Genomic DNA, 17,003 nt, shown 5'->3' with positions numbered 1-17,003 from the left:
CTACCGCCCCTCGCGATACCACATGGCAGACAGTGCAAGCAGCAGCAGGCCGACGCCGGCAAAGCCGGCAAAGAGCGGCAGGCTATCCACGCCCTTGAGCGCTGTTTCACTCGTCATCCGGAGCGAAAGCCGCTGGGGATCGGAAGCGCGCACCGAGCCGGAGACCGGCAGCAGCGGCGGCAGGTCGAAATTGCCTTCGGCATCCGCCAGACGGCGCACGACACCCTTCGTCTTGTCGGCGAGCGGCTTCAGCGTTTCCGTTGTCGAGATCGTCGCCTTGAATTCGGGTGCATCGACCGCGCCGACATGGGCGAGCGCCGTCAACCCTTCGTTCTCGATCTCGAAGAGGCCGGTCTCGGCCGTCTTGACCTCGGCGCGGTAGAGGCCGGGGCTATCCTCCTTCAATTCGACGGAACTCGTTTTGCCCGAAGGCAGCTTGATCATCGCCGGTCCCGGCGCCTCCTTGATCGTCTGGCGTGTGATCTCCAGCGTCCGACCGAAGGCACGCGCCGTCAGCGCTTCCTCCTCGAGCGCCGGCTCCTGCATCAGCCAGTGGGCGGTGCGGCGGTAGAGCGAAACGTGCGGGCCGCCCCCTTCGAAGTCGCGCGCCCACAGCCAGCCTTGATCGGAGAGCAGCATGGCGACACGTCCCTTGCCGTGCCGATTGAGCACGAGAAGCGGGTTATTGTCAGCGCCTTGCATGACGACGCTGCCCTGCGGCGGGGCCACGTCAACCGTCCGGAACCAGCGTCCCCAGTGCGGCGGCTCGTCCAGTGCCCCTTCCAGCCCGCGTGTAACCGGGTGTTTCTTGCCCTGTTCGGACAGCCGCGGATAGAAGGCCTTCTCGTTCATCACGCCGGTGGGGGTGGCGGGGAGGACGACCGACAGCGGCGTGTAGGCGATGGAATCGCTGCCGGCGTGCTCGGGGCCAGCTGCGATCAGCAGCGCTCCGCCGTTTTCCACATATTGGGCGATGTTGTCGTAGTAGAGGATCGGCAGCACGCCGCGATGCTGGTAGCGATCGAAGATGATCAGGTCGAATTCGTTGATCTTGTCGACGAACAGTTCTCGCGTGGGAAAGGCGATCAGCGAGAGTTCGTTGATCGGCGTGCCGTCCTGCTTTTCCGGCGGCCGCAGGATGGTGAAGTGGACGAGGTCGATCGCCGTGTCGGACTTCAGCAGGTTGCGCCAGGCGCGTTCGCCGGCGTGCGGCTCGCCGGAGACGAGCAGCACGCGCAGGTTCTCGCGAATGCCATCGATCAGGTGGACGGCGCGGTTGTTCGCTGTTGTGATCTCGCCCTGAAGCGGCTCGACGGCAAATTCCAGCACGTTGTTGCCGCCGCGCGGCACGGTGAAGCGGAACGGCGTCTCCGCTCCCGGCGAGGCCGTTTCCGATGCGATCTCTTCGCCGTTGAGGCGGATCGTCACCCGCGCTGACGTTCCCGGTCCCTTGCCGTCGTCGGTGACCCGGAACTTCAGCTCCTGCGGTTCACCGACGATGCCGAAGCGCGGGGCGTTGAGAACTTCGATGCGTCGGTCGAATTCGTCCGGTCGGCCGGTGATCAGGCCATGCACGGGGGCGTCGAAATTGGTGAAGGCGGCGGGGTCGGGGATGTCGTGCACCTGCCCGTCGGTCAGCAGGATCGCGCCGCCGACGCGCGAGGGCGGAACATCGGCAAGCGCAGCCGTCAGTGCGTCGAACAGGCGGGTTGACGGTGTGTCGGTGTCCGGATCCTCGCCTGCCTCAACGATGCGGGACTCGATGCGCGGAAAGCGGGCGAGGCGCGCCTTGAGTTCCTCGACTGCCTTGCCCGTCATCGCCGTTCGGTCAGCGCTCTGCTGGCTCTGGCTGCGGTCGACCACGACGGCGACCACCGTCGGAAGCGCTTCCCGTTCCTCCTGCATGATCACCGGATTGGCGAGCGCCAGCAACAGCAGCGCCAATGCGACTGTACGCAGCGCCGCGCCGCGCAAGCCACGCCATAGCCCAATGGCGGCGAGCAGCGCGGCGGCTGCCATGAGAAGCCCAATGACAAGCCAGGGAAAGAGCGGTGAGAAAGCGATGCTCATGTTACTGACCCAACCGTTCGAGAAGGGCGGGAACATGCACCTGGTCTGCCTTGTAGTTGCCGGTCAGCATGTACATCAGGATGTTGACACCTGATCGGAACGCGTGTTCGCGCTGCACCTCGTCGGGCGGAACCGTCGGCAGAAGCGGCATGCCGTTGGCGTCGATTGCCCAGGCGCCGGCGAAGTCGTTGCCAGTGATCATGATCGGTGTCACACCATCACCCGCCCGCGCCGGCCGGTTCGGATCTTCCTTGTGATCGAGTTCGGCTTCGACCCACAGGTGGCCTCCAGCATAGCGGCCGGGGAAATTCGTCAGCAGATAAAAGGCCTTCGTCAGCACATGATCTGCCGGGACGGGTTCCAGCGGCGGAATGTCTAAATTGGCGAGTATCTCGCGCAGCCGCTGCGTATTGGGGCTTGCTTCGCTGTCGTTTTCAATCGAGGCGAACTGGTCGCGGGTATCGAACAACACGGTGCCGCCGTTGCGCATGTAGGCGTCGATGCGGCTGATGGCGGCTGGTGTCGGCATTTCGGCGCTCGCGCTCACCGGCCAGTAGAGCAGCGGATAGACGGCAAGCTCGTCGGTCGCAATGTCGACACCTACCGGTTCACCGGGTTCGAGCGTCGTGCGGTAGGTGAGAAATTCCGTCAGGCCCGCAAGCCCGCGTTCGGAGACGCGATCGACGTCGCTTTCACGGGTGACGACATAGGCGAGATGGGTCGTATCCAGCCGGGCGAACAGCGTATCATCATCGGGCTTGGCGTCATCTGCGAGGGGCAACCCGGGTGACAGGGCCAACAGCCCAAGAGACAGAGTGAAGGTGAGGGCGAGGGTGGCGGCTCGCGCTGGTGCCCGAGAAATATTGCGGGTGAAGGCGCCGCTCATGAACAGCACAATCAGGCAGTCTGCAATCAACAGCAGCGTGGCAATCAAGAAGAGTACTGGCTTGAGGGATTTCTCCACCTGACCGATCAGGTTCTCTCGCGTGATCGAGAGGTCGGCTGTGGCCCGAAGCTGCACCAGCTTCTGTCCGGCCGGAAACAGGTTATGGGCGACAAATCCGTCCTGCGAGCCGTAGAGGCCGGGGGGATTGTCCTCCGTCGCATGGTTCTTGCCCGCAACTGCCGGATCGAGCGGCTTGGCCTCGCCGGTGTCTGTGGAAAGCGTGCCGACGGCCGTCAGCAGTCGGAACGGTGGAAGGCGCTGACCATTTGCCTGGTCAGTTGCCGCGACGCCGCCGCCTCGCGAAAGCTGCACGCTACGCCGCAGCATTTCGACGAAATCGCCCGCCAGGGGCAGGTTCGACCAGCCTGTTTCAGCACTGACATGGAAGAGGACGATGCGGCCCGCCCCGACCTTGCCGGTCGTCACGAGCGGTGTTCCATCGGCCAGGTTCGCCCAGGTCCGCTCGGGAAGATCCGGCGTCGGCTCGGCCAGAACCTGGCGCTTGACCAGCACGTCGTTCGCGCGCGGCATGCCAGCGAAGGGGCTTGTGGGCGGATAATCGGCGAGCGGCTGCGGCTCTGACCAGGAAAGGGCGCCGTCGAGTGCCCGCTCGCCCTTTCTGAGCATGACCGGCACCAGGGGATCATCGGCGGGGGCCGCGGCAAGGCGGGGGCCAGCGAAGCGGATCAGCATGCCGCCGGCTTCCAGCCATTTCTTCATCGGCGCGTAGGTTGCCTCCGGCAGGCGGCCGATGTCGGCCATGATCAGCACCGAGGGGCGCTGCTCGAGAAGCTCGGGAATGGCGGTGGCGAGGTCGGAAACGCCGGGATGGATCAGGTCCGAATACGGGGTGAGCGCCTTTTCGATGTAGTGCAGCGGCGATAGAAGGGGTTGGCTTGCATCCTGCGTCTCGCCGCTGAGAATAGCGACACGCCGGCGGCGGAAACCGTCGTCGAGCAGATAGGTGGCGCCGGCCGTCGCAAGGCCATCGACCGTGATGTGGGCGAAGTCGTTGCGTAGTTCAAAGGGTGCCGTGATGCTGCCGGTCCCAGTCGACGCGCCGGCCTTGAAGGAAATCGTGCCGTTGCCGATCGGCCGGCCGCGCGTGTCATGGGCGGTCAGCGCCAATGTACGGGCTTCACGTGTGGAAAGCCGGCTGGCGTTCACGGTCATTGTGTCTGCGTCGTTGTTGGCGCCGGTGAGGGCGACGGTGGCTCTGCCATCCCCTTCGATCAGGCGGAAATCGGCTGGTTGCAACGCCTTTAGCGCTGCCAGCGTCCCGTCACTGTTGTCGCTGTCGTCGCCGGCGATCCCGTCTGAAAGGAAAGCGAGCGTGCCCGGTGTCGTGCCCTCCAATGCCGTCGTCAATGCTGCAAGCGCTGTTCCACGGCTTGCGGGTAGCGGCCGGGCCTGGGCCGCGGCGAGACGCGTGCGAGCAGTTGCCGCGTCAGTCGGCACGGCATCGTGTCCGCGCTCGACAGTGAAGATTATCGAAATGGGCAGGTTGCGCGCTTCAGCATCGTCGATCAGGGCGGACGCTGTATCGACGCGCCGCTGCCAATCTGCGGCCGAGGCCCAGCTGTTGTCGATAACGAGCACGAGGGGACCGGATGTCGAAAGCGTGTTCTCCCGTGGGTTCAGCACGGGATCGGCAATCGCGAATATGACGGCGGCCGCCATCAGCATGCGCAGCAGCGTCAGCCACCAGGGGCTGCGCGCCGGGGTCTCCTCGCGCTTCAGGATCGACGCAAGGATGCGGAATGGCGGAAAGGCCTCGACCACGGGCCTTGGCGGCGTCAGGCGCAGGAGCCACCAGATTGCCGGCAGAAGCACGAGGGCCGTAAGCACGGCGGGATAGGCGAAGGCTAGGCTGCTCATCGGTGTGCCCCCGCGGCCCTCATCGCCGGCAGACCGGAGAGGTACATGTGGGCGGCGACGATCGCTTCGGAGGCGAGATGGTCGGTGCGATGGGTGACGAAGCTCCAGCCAAGATGGCGCAGGTGGTCGGCGAGGACGGCGCGACGGGCCTGATAGGCGCGTGCATAGTCATCCCTCAGCGTCTCTGCCCTGCCGGCGGTCAGCTTCTGCCCGGATTCGGGATCGGTGAATTCGGTGCGGCCGGCATAGGGGAAAAGCTCTTCCGCGGGGTCGGCGATTTCGATCACATGGCCGCGGAAGCCTCGTTTTGCCAACGGTCCGAGCCGCTCCATGACTGCATCCGGCGGATCGAGGAAGTCACCGATCATGACGATGTCGCTCGAACCGCGGATCATGTCGGTCGGCGGAAGCCCGTCGGCGAGCGCGCTGTGGGCAAGCGCGGTCGCGAGCCGTTCGGCCGCATTGCGGGCCGCGATCGGTTCCATGACGCCCGGGCAGCCGATCCGCTCGCCCGAGCGTGCGAGGATTTCGGCAAGAGCCAACATGATGACCAGCGCGCGGCTCTCTTTGGATACCGCGCCGAGGCTCGACCTATACATCATCGAAGGCGAGAGATCGGCCCAAAGCCAGATCGTGTGGGCGGCCTCCCATTCGCGGTCGCGTACATAGGTGTGGTCGTCGCGAGCCGAGCGACGCCAGTCGATCCGCGACAGGCTCTCACCGTCCACGTAGGGGCGGAACTGCCAGAAATTCTCGCCGATGCCACGCTTGCGCCGCCCGTGCCAGCCTGCAATGACCGTGTTGGCGAGTCGTCGCGCTTCGACGAGGCAATCCGGTATCAGCGCCGCGCGCGCCTGTCCCCGCGACAGGACTTCGGCTGTCGGTGTGCGTCGGACGATCTCGCCGATTGCGGGCATGGCATGCTCCCCGTCAGCCGCGGGCCTGGTTCACGAGCGAGGCAATGACGTCGCGCACGGTCGTCCCTTCGGCACGGGCTGAGAAGGTCAGCGCCATGCGGTGTTGCAGCACAGGCTCGGCCAGCGCCAGCACGTCGTCCACGGACGGTGCGAGCCGGCCCTCGTAGAGCGCGCGTGCCCGGGCGCACAGCATCAAGGCCTGGCCGGCGCGCGGACCGGGTCCCCAGGCGACCTGCTTGTCGGTTGCCGCATTGCCGTTGCCGGGGCGGGCGGAGCGGACCAGCGCAAGGATCGCGTCAAGCACGGTCTCGCCGATCGGCATTTGGCGGATCAACGACTGGATTTCCTGCAGGCGTGCGCTAGTGATGGCCCGACCGGCCTGCGCCTCGGAAATGCCTGTCGTTTCAAGCAGGATGCGTCGCTCTGCGGCGAAGTCAGGATAGTCCACGTCTACCTGCAGCAGGAAGCGGTCGAGCTGTGCTTCAGGCAACGGATAGGTGCCCTCCTGCTCCAGCGGATTCTGCGTTGCCAGCACGTGGAACGGGCGCGGCAGGTCATTGGCGCGGCCTGCGACCGTGACGTGATACTCCTGCATCGCCTGCAGCAGCGCCGACTGCGTGCGCGGAGAGGCGCGATTGATCTCGTCGGCCATCAGCAACTGGGTGAAGATCGGGCCGGGCACGAAGCGGAAGGAACGCTTGCCGTTTTCGTCCTGATCCATCACCTCCGAGCCAAGGATATCGGAGGGCATCAGGTCCGGGGTGAACTGGATGCGACTTGATGAAAGGCCGAGCACGGTGCCGAGTGTCGCGACAAGCTTTGTCTTCGCCAGGCCCGGAACGCCGACGAGCAGGGCATGACCGCCGGACAGAATGGCGAGCATCGTCTGTTCGACCACGCTTTCCTGGCCAAAGATCACCTTGCCGACTTCCTTGCGCACCAGCGCGATGTCGGCGAGCGCATGCTCGGCGGCGGCGATTACGGCTTTTTCGTCAAGGCCTGCTTCGGGGGATTTTGCGACGCCCATGGTCGTCTCCAGATGCCGGTTTTGCACTCCGGCAATACTGCCGGTCGAATGTTGAGCTTATCGGCTGATGTGCTGCTGACAAGCGGCTTTGAAATGACTATCTCGTGTCTCCAGACTGAGATAGGGGCAAACCGGGACAGAACAATGGCTAAGGGCGAATTTCAAGCGACGGGTGACGCCGCTGGACTGGCGGCCCTGATCGCACGGGCGGCCGCCGACAAGGGTGGGCAAAACCGCGGCCTGCCGCCGGTGGAGAAGTGGAATCCGCCAGATTGCGGCGATATCGACATGGAGATCCGCGCCGACGGGACGTGGTTCTACATGGGCACGCCGATCGGCCGGGCGCCTTTGGTGCGACTTTTTTCCACGGTCCTGCGCCGCGACGAGGATGGAAAGATCTATCTCGTAACACCTGTGGAAAAGGTCGGAATCCGGGTCGTCGACGCGCCTTTTGTCGCCGTCGAGATGAGCGTACAGGGCGAGGGTGAGGCACAGAAGCTGACCTTTCGCACCAATGTCGGCGATGTCGTCGAGGCCGGAATCGAACACCAATTGCGTTTCGTCATTTTTGGCGAAAACAATGAGTTAAAGCCCTATCTTCATGTACGCGGACGACTGGAGGCATTGGTTTCCCGTTCGGTGATGTACGACATCGTCGCGCTCGGAGAGACGATCGTTATCGATGGTAAGCTGATGTTTGCCGTGCGCTCGGGGGGATCTGTCTTTCCGATCATGCCGGCTGCCGATCTGGAAGCACTGTCACGATGAGCTTTCCCCTCTACAGCGCCGCGGAGTTCCGCCGCAGGGCCATGGTGCAGTCCTTGACGCTGCACCCTGAAGATTGGCGGGAGAATGGGGATGCCAAGCTCAATCCCATGACGATTGCACATGTCGAGGGGATGAAGCTGAAGGACGCCGCCGTGCTGATCGCGGCGGTCAACGACGGCGACGATGCGCGCCTCATTTTCACGCAGCGCACCGCGACGCTTCGCAAGCACTCCGGCCAGGTCGCCTTTCCGGGCGGGGCGGTGGACGAGGGCGATCGCGACATGGAGGAGGCTGCCGCGCGCGAGGCCGAAGAAGAGATCGGGCTCAATCGTCACCTGGTCGAGACGGTAGGGCGTCTCCCGGACTACATGGCGCTGTCCGGATTCCGCATCACGCCAGTCTTGGCGGTGGTGCAGCCTGGATTTTCCCTCCACCTCAACCCGGACGAGGTAGATGAGGTATTCGAGGTGCCACTGTCCTTCCTGATGAACCCGGCCAATCATGAGACGGGAAGCGGCGTCTGGCTGGGTGCCGAGCGGCACTATTATCGCATGCCCTACGATGGGCGAAACATCTGGGGCATCACCGCAGGGATCGTCCGGGTGATCTACGAAAGGCTCTACGCATGACATCGGTGGCGGATCAGGACTGGTTCAAGGATCCGGCACTCCAGCGGGTTCTGACGCTTCTCAACGCCGATGGCGGTGAGGCGCGGGTGGCCGGTGGCGCCGTGCGCAACAGCCTGATGGGGATGCCGGTCAGCGATGTCGACATTGCCACCACACTTGTACCGACCGACGTGATCGCCCGTGCCAAGGCCGCCGGCGTCAAGGCCGTGCCGACCGGGATCGAGCACGGTACGGTGACACTCGTTGTGGATCGGACCCCGTTCGAGGTCACGACGCTTCGCCGCGACTTGGAAACCGATGGTCGTCGCGCGCAGGTGGCATTCGGAACGAACTGGCAGGAAGATTCGGAGCGGCGCGATCTCACGATCAATGCGCTCTATGCGACCGCCGACGGCACGGTGATCGATCTCGTCGGCGGTCTGGCTGATATCGAGACCCGTACGGTGCGCTTCATCGGCGACGCGGACCAGAGGATCGCGGAGGATCACCTGCGGATCCTGAGGTTCTTCCGCTTCTTTGCCTTCTACGGCAACGGGCGGCCGGATGCGGATGGCCTTCGCGCCTGCGCACGGGCAAAAGGAAAGCTGGCGTCGCTTTCGGCCGAGCGCGTCTGGTCGGAGACGAAGAAGCTGCTGACCGCCCCCGATCCATTCCGCGCCCTCCTTTGGATGCGCCAGTCGGGCGTGCTTACGGAGATCCTGCCGGAAACGGAGAAGTGGGGAATCGACGCCGTTCCGGCCCTCGTTGCCGCCGAGGCTGCGTTCGGTTGGGCGCCCGATGCGCTGCTGCGGCTTGCCGCGATGGTGCCGCCGGATGCGGAGCGCCTCGCCGCCCTGTCGGCGCGCCTGAAGTTTTCCCGCGCGGAAGCGGCCTTCCTGCTTCAGTGGGCCGGTGCCCCCGAAATTCCAACGACGCTCGCGGAGACAGCTTTCGACCGCATGCTCTACCGTAACGGCTCGCAGGGGCTCACGGTTCGCCTGAAGTTGGCATTGTCCTCGGCTCGGGCAAAGGCGGAAGGCGATCCGCAGGCGATGGCTTTTAGCGGCCTTTGCCAACGGCTGCTTGCACGTGCCGAACGCTGGTCCAAGCCGCCATTTCCGCTTTCCGGCGCGGATGTCTTGGCAGCCGGCGTACCGGCCGGCCAGAAGGTCGGTGAAGTCTTGGGATCATTGGAAAACGAATGGGTCGAGAGCAATTTCCACCTCGACCGGGCGAGCTTACTCGCCCGGCTGGCGAACCTTGCGAATTAGGGCTATTCGGCGCCTGTGCTTCAATGCGCTTTAAGCGCTTTCGACTTTCGGCTCGTCGACGATCCGCGCCTTGATGTTATCGACCATGTTTTCGCGGATCACCGTCTCACCATGCGTATCGCGCATGTGCTCAACGACGCGCCGTACCACTTCCGCATCATTTTCGGCGCGTGTATGCCATGCGCAGCCAGGCACTAGCGTTCCGCATTCAAACAGTCTCATGGCATGCCTCCCTTGTAGTCTTTCTTGATTGAAGTTTTGCCGCGATCCCACGAGGTTCAGACGAAACGGCTCGATCGTCGCACAACGCCGGAAATGGGAACGCGGTTGAAGCGACAATGTTCCATTCCGCTCGCCCCGCAGCGCACTCCAGTCGTGTCAGCCGAACTTGCCCTCGGGCTTTGCCCAGGCGTCAAAGCAGGCGGATGACCGGTACTTTGCATCCTTGGACGGATATGGCGAGCCGGTGTCGGCCAGCTGGCGGCGAACCTGTTGCAGAAAATAGTCTCGCGGCAGGTCACTGCCGCTTTCGAGGCGCATTTTCTCGGCGATCCGATTGAGTAATTCGGCGCTGTGAAGGCCGTGCTCCGAGTCGCTCGACACGCCGGCAGTCGCATTCGTCATGATAACCCTCCTCCGATGGAACCATGCCGGAGGAGCGTATCATGAAACGGATTAGGGCGATATTCGAATGGCCTGTCCGAACGACCTAGAACGCGTTACGGCCAGCGGACGACAGGGGGGAGGGACGATAGGATCGACTCGACATTGCCGCCGGTCCTCAGACCGAAGATGGTGCCGCGATCGTAGAGCAGGTTGAACTCCACATAACGGCCTCTCCGTATGAGTTGTTCGTCGCGATCTTCTTCCGTCCAGCCATTGTTGAAGTTCGAACGCACGATCTTCGGATAGACCAGCCCGAACGCCCTGCCTATATCCTGAGTGAAGGCGAAATCCGCTTCCCAGCCGCCGGCCTCCTGGGGAGAGTGCAGCCAGTCGTAGAACACGCCGCCAATGCCGCGCGGTTCATTGCGGTGCTTGAGGAAGAAGTACTCGTCGCACCAGGTCTTGAACTTCTGGTAGTCGGCGACCGGATGCCTGTTGCAGGTGATTTCCATGGCGCGGTGGAAGAGGACCGTATCCGGATCGGCTTGCACCCGGCGGCGACCAAGCATCGGCGTCAGATCCGCGCCCCCGCCGAACCAGTGGCTGGTCGTGACCACCATGCGGGTGTTCATGTGCACGGTCGGAACGTTGGGATTGATCGGATGCGCAATCAGCGAGATGCCGGACGCCCAGAAGCGCGGGTCTTCGCTCGCACCGGGTATCTGTCCGCGGAATTCGGGAGAGAATTCTCCGTGGACGGTCGAGGTGTGGATGCCGACCTTCTCGAAGACGCGGCCTTCCATCATCGACATGCGCCCGCCGCCGCCTTCGCCGTCCTCGCGCTGCCAGTCGCGACCGATGAAGCGGCCTGGCGCACGTTCGCTGAGGGGACCCTGCAGTTCGTCCTCCAGCGTCTCGAATGCCGAGCACAGCTGGTCGCGCAACGCCTCGAACCAGGTGCGTGCACGCGTCTTTCTGTCGTCGATGTCATCCGGCAGGCCCTTCGGCAGGTCCGGTCTTTCCATGGTCTTTTCCTAGATGTCTGGCCGCATTTTACGGCCGATTCGCCTTTTCGTCACACTTCCCATTTTTCGCCGGCAGTTGGCAACCACACCTGGCGAGCAGAGAATTCGGTAGGACTCGCCAAAACCCATGCGACATCCTATCTTTGCATCATGAATGTGCTGCCGGAGGACATCTGAATGGCGCGTATTCCAGGCCCTCCGCCGCTCGATGGACTGAGACGGCGGATCGAACAGAGCAGGCGCGAACGTGGGGGCGGGCAGGAAAAAGGCCACTTCATCCGCGAGACCTACCGCCTCGAGCGCGGTGCTGCGCGCCAGAAGGCGCGCGAGTGGTTCGATACCTGGCCGAAGGCGGCCTATTGGACCGAGGTGGAGAGCTGGCGCCCGCTTGAAGGTGACAGAATAGAGTTCACCATGCGGAGGCTGCCGAGCGCGGATTGAAAAACAGTGCATCGGATTCATCATCCTCCGGGTCTGCTCGCCTTCCTCGCATCCCCGCCGGTCATTTCGCCCACAGGGCGGCCAGGATTGCATTGACCCCGAACCTGTTGCCCCGTAGTTTGCGGCGCATCTGAAACAGCTGAAAGGTGCCGGTTCGAGAAATGCGTCCGGCGAACACCGCTTGTTCGAACTCGCGATTGCATTTGTTCTTATCGTCATCAACGGGCTTTTTGCCCTTTCCGAACTCTCCATCGTCTCATCGCGGAAAGTCCGCCTGAAGACGCTTGCTGCGCAGGGAAAGAGAGGGGCAGAAGCCGCCGTTCGCCTTGCCGACAATCCGGGAAAATTCCTGTCCACGGTGCAGATCGGCATCACGCTCGTCGGTATCCTCGCCGGCGCCGTCTCAGGTGCCGCACTGGGCGTGCGCCTCGGCGAGATCATGCGTGACTCGGGCGTGCCGAACTGGCTCGCCGGCCCGCTCGGCTACGGTGTCGTCATCACACTTATCACCTATCTATCGGTGGTCGTCGGCGAGCTTGTGCCGAAGCATGTTGCCTTGCGAAACCCGGAGCGCTTCGCCTGCATGGTCGCGCCCGGAATGGCGCTGCTTGCGAAGGTGGGCGGCCCGTTCATCTGGCTGCTCGACGGCTCCACACGGCTGATCTTTCGCATCTTCGGCTTGCACGAAACGCCGGAGAGCGTCGTCACCGACGAGGAGATCAAGGCCGTCATGGCGGAGGCCGAGGCGGCTGGCGTCATCGAAAGCGGTGAACAGAGCATGATTGCCGGCGTCATGCGTTTCTCGGACCGCGAAGCGCGAGGCCTGATGACGCCGCGCAAGGATGTCGACTGGATCGATCTCAGCGACAATCCGGCCGAAATTCGCCAGCAGATCTTCCAAAGCCCGCATTCGCGCCTTCCCGTCGGAGAAGGGGGGATCGAATCTATCATCGGCATCCTGCAACTCCGCGAGCTTCTCCCCGCGGTCTCCTCGGGCGCGCCGTTCGATGTCAGGGCCTATATCCGCCAGGCGCCGGTCATTCCTGACAGCATGGACGCGATGCGTGTGCTTGAAGCGCTGCGATCCTCCGAGGTGCCGATGCTGCTCGTTCATGACGAATACGGCCACTTCGAGGGGGTGCTGACACCCGCCGACGTTCTGGAAGCGATCGCCGGAGTGTTCCGCTTCGATGTCGGAGAGGGCGAGGAGGACGACTATGCCGTCCAGCGCGCCGACGGCTCCTGGCTCATATCCGGCTCCATGCCGATCGACGAGTTGGCGGATCGCTTTGGCCTGTCGCTCCCCGACAGTCGAAGCTACCAGACCGCTGCCGGCCTGATCATCGACGTGCTGCAGCACCTGCCGGTCACCGGAGAAATCGTCCAGACTCAGGGCTGGCAGTTCGAGGTGGTGGACATGGATGGACGCCGGATCGACAAACTGCTTGCCAGCAAGGTCGAATAGGGCAGCACCGACGGCCCGGACGTGCCAAGCGGAATCCGCGCTACGCTCAAGGGTCGATCAGCCGCGCACCTGTGCCGCTCTTGCCGAGCTCGTCATCCGGGTTGCGCAGGGGGCAGTCTTGCATGGAGAGGCAACCGCAGCCGATGCAGCCTTCCAGGTGGTCGCGTAGTGCCGTTAGTCGTGCGATGCGCTCGTCGAGCCCTTCGCGCCAGGTGCGGGACAGCGTCCGCCAGTCTTCCGCAGTCAAGGGCCTGTCATGCGGCAGCGCCGACAAAGCATCGGCAATCTCGGTGAGCGGGATGCCGGTCTTCTGGGCGACCTTGATCACGGCGACGCGGCGGAGAATTGAGCGCGGATAGCGACGCTGGTTGCCGCGGTTGCGATTGCTGCGGATCAGCCCCTTGGCCTCATAGAAATGCAAGGTAGATACCGCGACTTCGCTGCGTTCGGCGACTTCACCGACGCTTAGCTCCCTCGCTGGCAATTCCCTTTGATTTTTTTGCATTTACGTTGTTGACCTCAATATTGCTTGAGGTTTTATAGCATTGGCTCCACTCGATTGAAACGCTGGAGCCGACACCTATGAATGACAACATCCGCATCGCGATGATCTACGGCAGTGCCCGCGAAGGGAGGTTCTGCGATACGGTCGCGAACTGGCTCCTGTCCGAGTTGGACGGGATGGGCGGCTTCGACGTCACCGTCCTCGATCCGGCAGAATTGAGCTTTTCCGCGAGCGGTCCGGACGAACATTCTGCCGCAATCATCGAAGCCCGGCTGGAAGAGGCAGACGCCTTTCTGATTGTCGTGCCAGAGTACAATCACGGCTATCCGGCCGTCCTCAAGGCGATGATCGACAGCACCTACAAGCCCTGGCACGTCAAGCCGATCGCCTTCGTTTCCTATGGCGGAATTTCCGGCGGCTTGCGCGCCGTCGAGCAGTTGCGCTTGGTCTTCAGCGAACTTCACGCCGTGACGATCCGCGACACAGTCAGCCTTGCCCATGTTGGGTCGTTGTTCGATTCGGAGGGGAACCCGATGCGCCCGGCGCAGATGAAGGGGCCTGTGATTGTCATGATGCGCCGGTTGCTCTGGTGGGCGCGGGCGCTCAGGACAGCGCGGTGGGAATCAGTCTATGACAGTGCGGCGGCTTGAACTGGGACTGATCGCGAGGAGGGTTTCAGCCGAAACCCGTCTGCCGCAGTGCCTCGCCGGCGATCATCGCAGCCGACATGGCGATGTTGATGGAGCGCTGCCCCTCGACCATCGGGATCAACACACGGGCATCGGCCTTCTCGTGGACATGGTCCGGCACGCCGGCGCTTTCGCGACCGAAGAGCAGGATATCGTCCGGCCGATAGGCGAGGTCGACATAGGGCATCGCGGCTTTCGTGGAAGCGAGCACAAGCCGCCGACCGGTTCCGGTGCGCCATTCTTCGAAGCGGTCCCACGTGACGTGCCGGGTGAGCGCGACGGCTGCGAGGTAGTCCATCCCGGCGCGCTTCAAGCTGCGGTCGGAGATGTCGAAGCCGGCAGGTTCGATAATGTCGACACCCACGCCAAGGCACGCCGCGAGCCTGAGGATCGTACCGGTGTTGCCGGCGATGTCCGGCTGGTAGAGGGCGATGCGAAGAAGCGGCATACGCACGCCCATAGCGCAAAAGGCAAGGGATCCAAAGTTATTCCGACATGCGCGCCTTGGTCGGCCGCAAAACGATCGGCGCGGCTGAGTTGTGCTGATCCGGCAACAGGGGGGGTGCGAATGATGCATTTTTGGGCAGGACCCTCTGGCGAAAATCCGTAATTCAGGGTAACAAACGTCATCTTCAACGCGAGAACAGGGAGGCCTCCATATGGATACAGCATATCGACCACGCCTCCTTGGCGGCATCGTCCCCCGTCTCGCTTAGGCGTTCGACGCTTTTCCTGACTTTGCATTTTCAATCGACAGCGTACGGCCTGGTGTGCCGTGCCAAGGTCCCCCGGGTAAACTGACAGGCCTTGCGCGCTATCGCGGCAAGTCGAGCTTGCGGCTCCCGGGAATTTTTTGGAGAGAGAACCACCATGTTCGGCTGGTTTGAAAGCAGACTGAATCCGTACCCTTCCGAGGAGCCGACGCTTCCGCCGAAGGGACTCTTTGCCTTTTGCTGGCACTACACCCGCACGGCCGCTCCCTGGCTGGTCATCATGGCGATCCTGACGGCGCTGATCGCCGTTGGCGAAGTCATGCTGTTCCAGTTCCTCGGCAACATCGTCGATTGGCTGTCGAGTGCGGATCGCGCAACCTTCCTCGAGACCGAGAAGACGCGGCTTTTCTGGATGGGGGCGATCGTGCTGATCGGCCTGCCGCTCGTCGTGGCGCTGGATTCGCTGATCATGCACCAGGTGCTGCTCGGTAACTATCCGATGATTGCGCGCTGGCAGATGCACCGCTACCTGCTTCGCCAGAGCATGGCCTTCTTCGCCAACGAGTTCGCGGGCCGCGTTGCCACCAAGGTGATGCAGACGGCGCTTGCCGTTCGCGAGACGATGATGAAGATCCTCGACGTGTTCGTCTACGTCGTCACCTACTTCGTCACCATGATCGCGGTCGTGGCGACTGCGGATGTGCGGCTCGTCTTACCCTTGATCATCTGGCTCGCCATCTACGTGGCGATCGTCTGGTACTTCGTTCCGAAGCTCAGGAAGATCTCGTCCGATCAGGCTGATGCCCGCTCGATGATGACCGGCCGGATCGTCGACAGCTACACCAACATCGCGACGGTGAAGCTGTTTTCGCATGCCGGGCGTGAGGAGGCCTACGCCCGCAACGGGATGGACGAGTTCCTGCAGACGGTGCATCGGCAAATGCGCAAGGTGACGATGTTCCACGTGCTCGTCTACCTGAACAACTGCGTGGCGCTGTTTGCCATCTCTTCGCTGTCGATCTGGTTCTGGCTGAACGGGGCGATCTCCGTCGGTGCGATCGCGATCGCCATCGGCCTTGCCATGCGCATCAACGGCATGTCGCAGTGGATCATGTGGGAAGTCTCGGCGCTCTTCGAAAACATCGGTACCGTCTATGACGGCATGGGCATGATGACGAAGGCGCACGACATCACCGACCATGAGGCGGCCAAGCCTCTTGCCGCCAAGAAGGGTGCAATTGCCTTCGAACACGTCGGCTTCCACTATGGCAAGAACAAGGGCGTCATCGACGACCTGTCGCTGTCTATCAGGGCGGGCGAGAAGATCGGCCTCGTTGGCCGTTCCGGTGCCGGCAAGACGACGATGATGAACGTGCTTCTGCGCTTCTATGATCTGGAGAACGGCCGGATCACCATTGATGGGCAGGACATTGCTGAGGTTACGCAGGACAGCCTGCGCAGCAGGATCGGCGTCGTGACACAGGATACGTCGCTCCTGCACCGTTCGATCCGCGACAACATCGCCTACGGCCGGCCGGAGGCGAGCGATGCGGAGATCATCGAGGCGGCCAAGCGCGCCAATGCCTGGAGCTTCATCGAGGATCTCATCGACCTGCAGGGCCGGCAGGCGCTCGATGCGCAGGTTGGCGAACGCGGCGTGAAATTGTCCGGTGGCCAGCGCCAGCGCATCGCGATCGCCCGCGTCTTCCTGAAGGATGCGCCGATCCTGATCCTCGACGAGGCGACCTCGGCACTCGACTCGGAAGTCGAGGCGGCGATCCAGGAGAACCTGTTCGCGCTGATGGAGGGCAAGACTGTCATCGCGATTGCCCACCGGCTGTCGACGCTGACGGAGATGGATCGTCTCGTCGTGCTCGACAAGGGCCACATCCATGAAATGGGTACCCATGCCGAGCTCGTCGCCCGCGGCGGCATCTATGCCGACCTCTGGAACCGCCAGTCCGGCGGCTTCATCGCCGACGACGAAAAGGCGGAAGCAGCAGCGGAGTAACAAGCAGATCGAGCCCTTCCCGGCCGGTGGCGGGGAAGGCACCTTTCCGAACTTTAATTTGCC

Annotated in this window: 16 protein-coding genes; 7 read left to right on the top strand and 9 right to left on the bottom strand. The window is 63.2% G+C overall.

Going from position 1 to position 17,003, the window contains the following annotated elements:
• The 4 genes from IB238_RS10765 to IB238_RS10750 are packed head-to-tail and all read right to left on the bottom strand — an operon-like array spanning position 1 to position 6,838.
• Positions 1 to 2,070, bottom strand: a complete 2,070-nt coding sequence (locus IB238_RS10765) for a hypothetical protein (protein ID WP_192246061.1) — start codon at positions 2,068 to 2,070, stop codon at positions 1 to 3.
• 1 nt (position 2,071) lies between these two features.
• On the bottom strand, positions 2,072 to 4,894 hold the full coding sequence (locus IB238_RS10760; RefSeq protein ID WP_192246059.1) for a DUF4159 domain-containing protein: 2,823 nt from the start codon (positions 4,892 to 4,894) through the stop codon (positions 2,072 to 2,074).
• On the bottom strand, positions 4,891 to 5,811 hold the full coding sequence (locus IB238_RS10755) for a DUF58 domain-containing protein (protein ID WP_192246057.1): 921 nt from the start codon (positions 5,809 to 5,811) through the stop codon (positions 4,891 to 4,893). The genes IB238_RS10760 and IB238_RS10755 overlap by 4 nt, the downstream gene beginning before the upstream one ends.
• 13 nt (positions 5,812 to 5,824) lie before the next feature.
• Positions 5,825 to 6,838 (bottom strand): MoxR family ATPase, encoded by a 1,014-nt coding sequence (locus IB238_RS10750; protein WP_192246055.1) that lies wholly within the window; start codon positions 6,836 to 6,838, stop codon positions 5,825 to 5,827.
• 144 nt (positions 6,839 to 6,982) lie between these two features.
• Between IB238_RS10750 and IB238_RS10745 the strand changes: the two genes are divergently transcribed.
• From IB238_RS10745 to IB238_RS10735, 3 genes are read left to right on the top strand one after another with little or no spacing between them, the layout of a single operon-like run.
• Entirely contained in the window at positions 6,983 to 7,606 is a 624-nt protein-coding gene (locus tag IB238_RS10745; protein WP_192246053.1) for a DUF1285 domain-containing protein, read from the top strand.
• On the top strand, positions 7,603 to 8,235 hold the full coding sequence (locus tag IB238_RS10740; RefSeq protein WP_192246051.1) for a CoA pyrophosphatase: 633 nt from the start codon (positions 7,603 to 7,605) through the stop codon (positions 8,233 to 8,235). The genes IB238_RS10745 and IB238_RS10740 overlap by 4 nt, the downstream gene beginning before the upstream one ends.
• Positions 8,232 to 9,485, top strand: coding sequence for a CCA tRNA nucleotidyltransferase (locus IB238_RS10735; protein ID WP_192246049.1), 1,254 nt, complete (start codon positions 8,232 to 8,234; stop codon positions 9,483 to 9,485). The genes IB238_RS10740 and IB238_RS10735 overlap by 4 nt, the downstream gene beginning before the upstream one ends.
• 30 nt (positions 9,486 to 9,515) lie before the next feature.
• Here IB238_RS10735 and IB238_RS10730 read toward each other — a convergent pair whose 3' ends face one another.
• The 3 genes from IB238_RS10730 to hemF all read right to left on the bottom strand — a co-directional run bounded on the left by IB238_RS10730 (position 9,516) and on the right by hemF (position 11,116).
• Positions 9,516 to 9,707: a DUF1059 domain-containing protein gene (locus IB238_RS10730; RefSeq protein WP_192246047.1), complete on the bottom strand. Its 192-nt coding sequence runs from the start codon at positions 9,705 to 9,707 to the stop codon at positions 9,516 to 9,518.
• Between the two features lie 156 nt (positions 9,708 to 9,863).
• A complete protein-coding gene (locus IB238_RS10725) occupies positions 9,864 to 10,109 on the bottom strand; it encodes a hypothetical protein (protein ID WP_192246045.1) in 246 nt (81 codons plus the stop codon).
• A gap of 95 nt (positions 10,110 to 10,204) precedes the next feature.
• Positions 10,205 to 11,116, bottom strand: a complete 912-nt coding sequence (gene hemF, locus IB238_RS10720; protein WP_192246043.1) for an oxygen-dependent coproporphyrinogen oxidase — start codon at positions 11,114 to 11,116, stop codon at positions 10,205 to 10,207.
• Positions 11,117 to 11,293: 177 nt separating this feature from the next.
• Here hemF and IB238_RS10715 point away from each other — a divergent pair, with 177 nt between their 5' ends.
• Positions 11,294 to 11,557: a hypothetical protein gene (locus IB238_RS10715; protein WP_192246041.1), complete on the top strand. Its 264-nt coding sequence runs from the start codon at positions 11,294 to 11,296 to the stop codon at positions 11,555 to 11,557.
• A 181-nt stretch (positions 11,558 to 11,738) separates the two neighbouring features.
• Positions 11,739 to 13,022, top strand: coding sequence for a hemolysin family protein (locus IB238_RS10710; RefSeq protein ID WP_192246039.1), 1,284 nt, complete (start codon positions 11,739 to 11,741; stop codon positions 13,020 to 13,022).
• Between the two features lie 46 nt (positions 13,023 to 13,068).
• Here the strand turns inward: IB238_RS10710 and soxR are convergent, their stop codons facing one another.
• Positions 13,069 to 13,527 (bottom strand): redox-sensitive transcriptional activator SoxR, encoded by a 459-nt coding sequence (soxR, locus tag IB238_RS10705; RefSeq protein ID WP_192246037.1) that lies wholly within the window; start codon positions 13,525 to 13,527, stop codon positions 13,069 to 13,071.
• Positions 13,528 to 13,604: 77 nt separating this feature from the next.
• Here soxR and IB238_RS10700 point away from each other — a divergent pair, with 77 nt between their 5' ends.
• Positions 13,605 to 14,177: an NAD(P)H-dependent oxidoreductase gene (locus tag IB238_RS10700; protein WP_192246035.1), complete on the top strand. Its 573-nt coding sequence runs from the start codon at positions 13,605 to 13,607 to the stop codon at positions 14,175 to 14,177.
• 25 nt (positions 14,178 to 14,202) lie between these two features.
• On the opposite strand, the gene IB238_RS10695 is transcribed toward IB238_RS10700, so the two are convergent.
• Positions 14,203 to 14,664, bottom strand: coding sequence for a tRNA (cytidine(34)-2'-O)-methyltransferase (locus tag IB238_RS10695; RefSeq protein ID WP_192246033.1), 462 nt, complete (start codon positions 14,662 to 14,664; stop codon positions 14,203 to 14,205).
• 422 nt (positions 14,665 to 15,086) lie between these two features.
• Here IB238_RS10695 and IB238_RS10690 point away from each other — a divergent pair, with 422 nt between their 5' ends.
• Positions 15,087 to 16,940: an ABC transporter ATP-binding protein gene (locus IB238_RS10690; RefSeq protein WP_192246030.1), complete on the top strand. Its 1,854-nt coding sequence runs from the start codon at positions 15,087 to 15,089 to the stop codon at positions 16,938 to 16,940.
• The last annotated feature ends 63 nt before the right edge of the window (positions 16,941 to 17,003 follow it).

Source organism: Rhizobium sp. ARZ01 (genome assembly GCF_014851675.1).
Lineage (GTDB): Bacteria > Pseudomonadota > Alphaproteobacteria > Rhizobiales > Rhizobiaceae > Mycoplana.
This window is presented reverse-complemented; position numbering and strand designations above follow the sequence as displayed.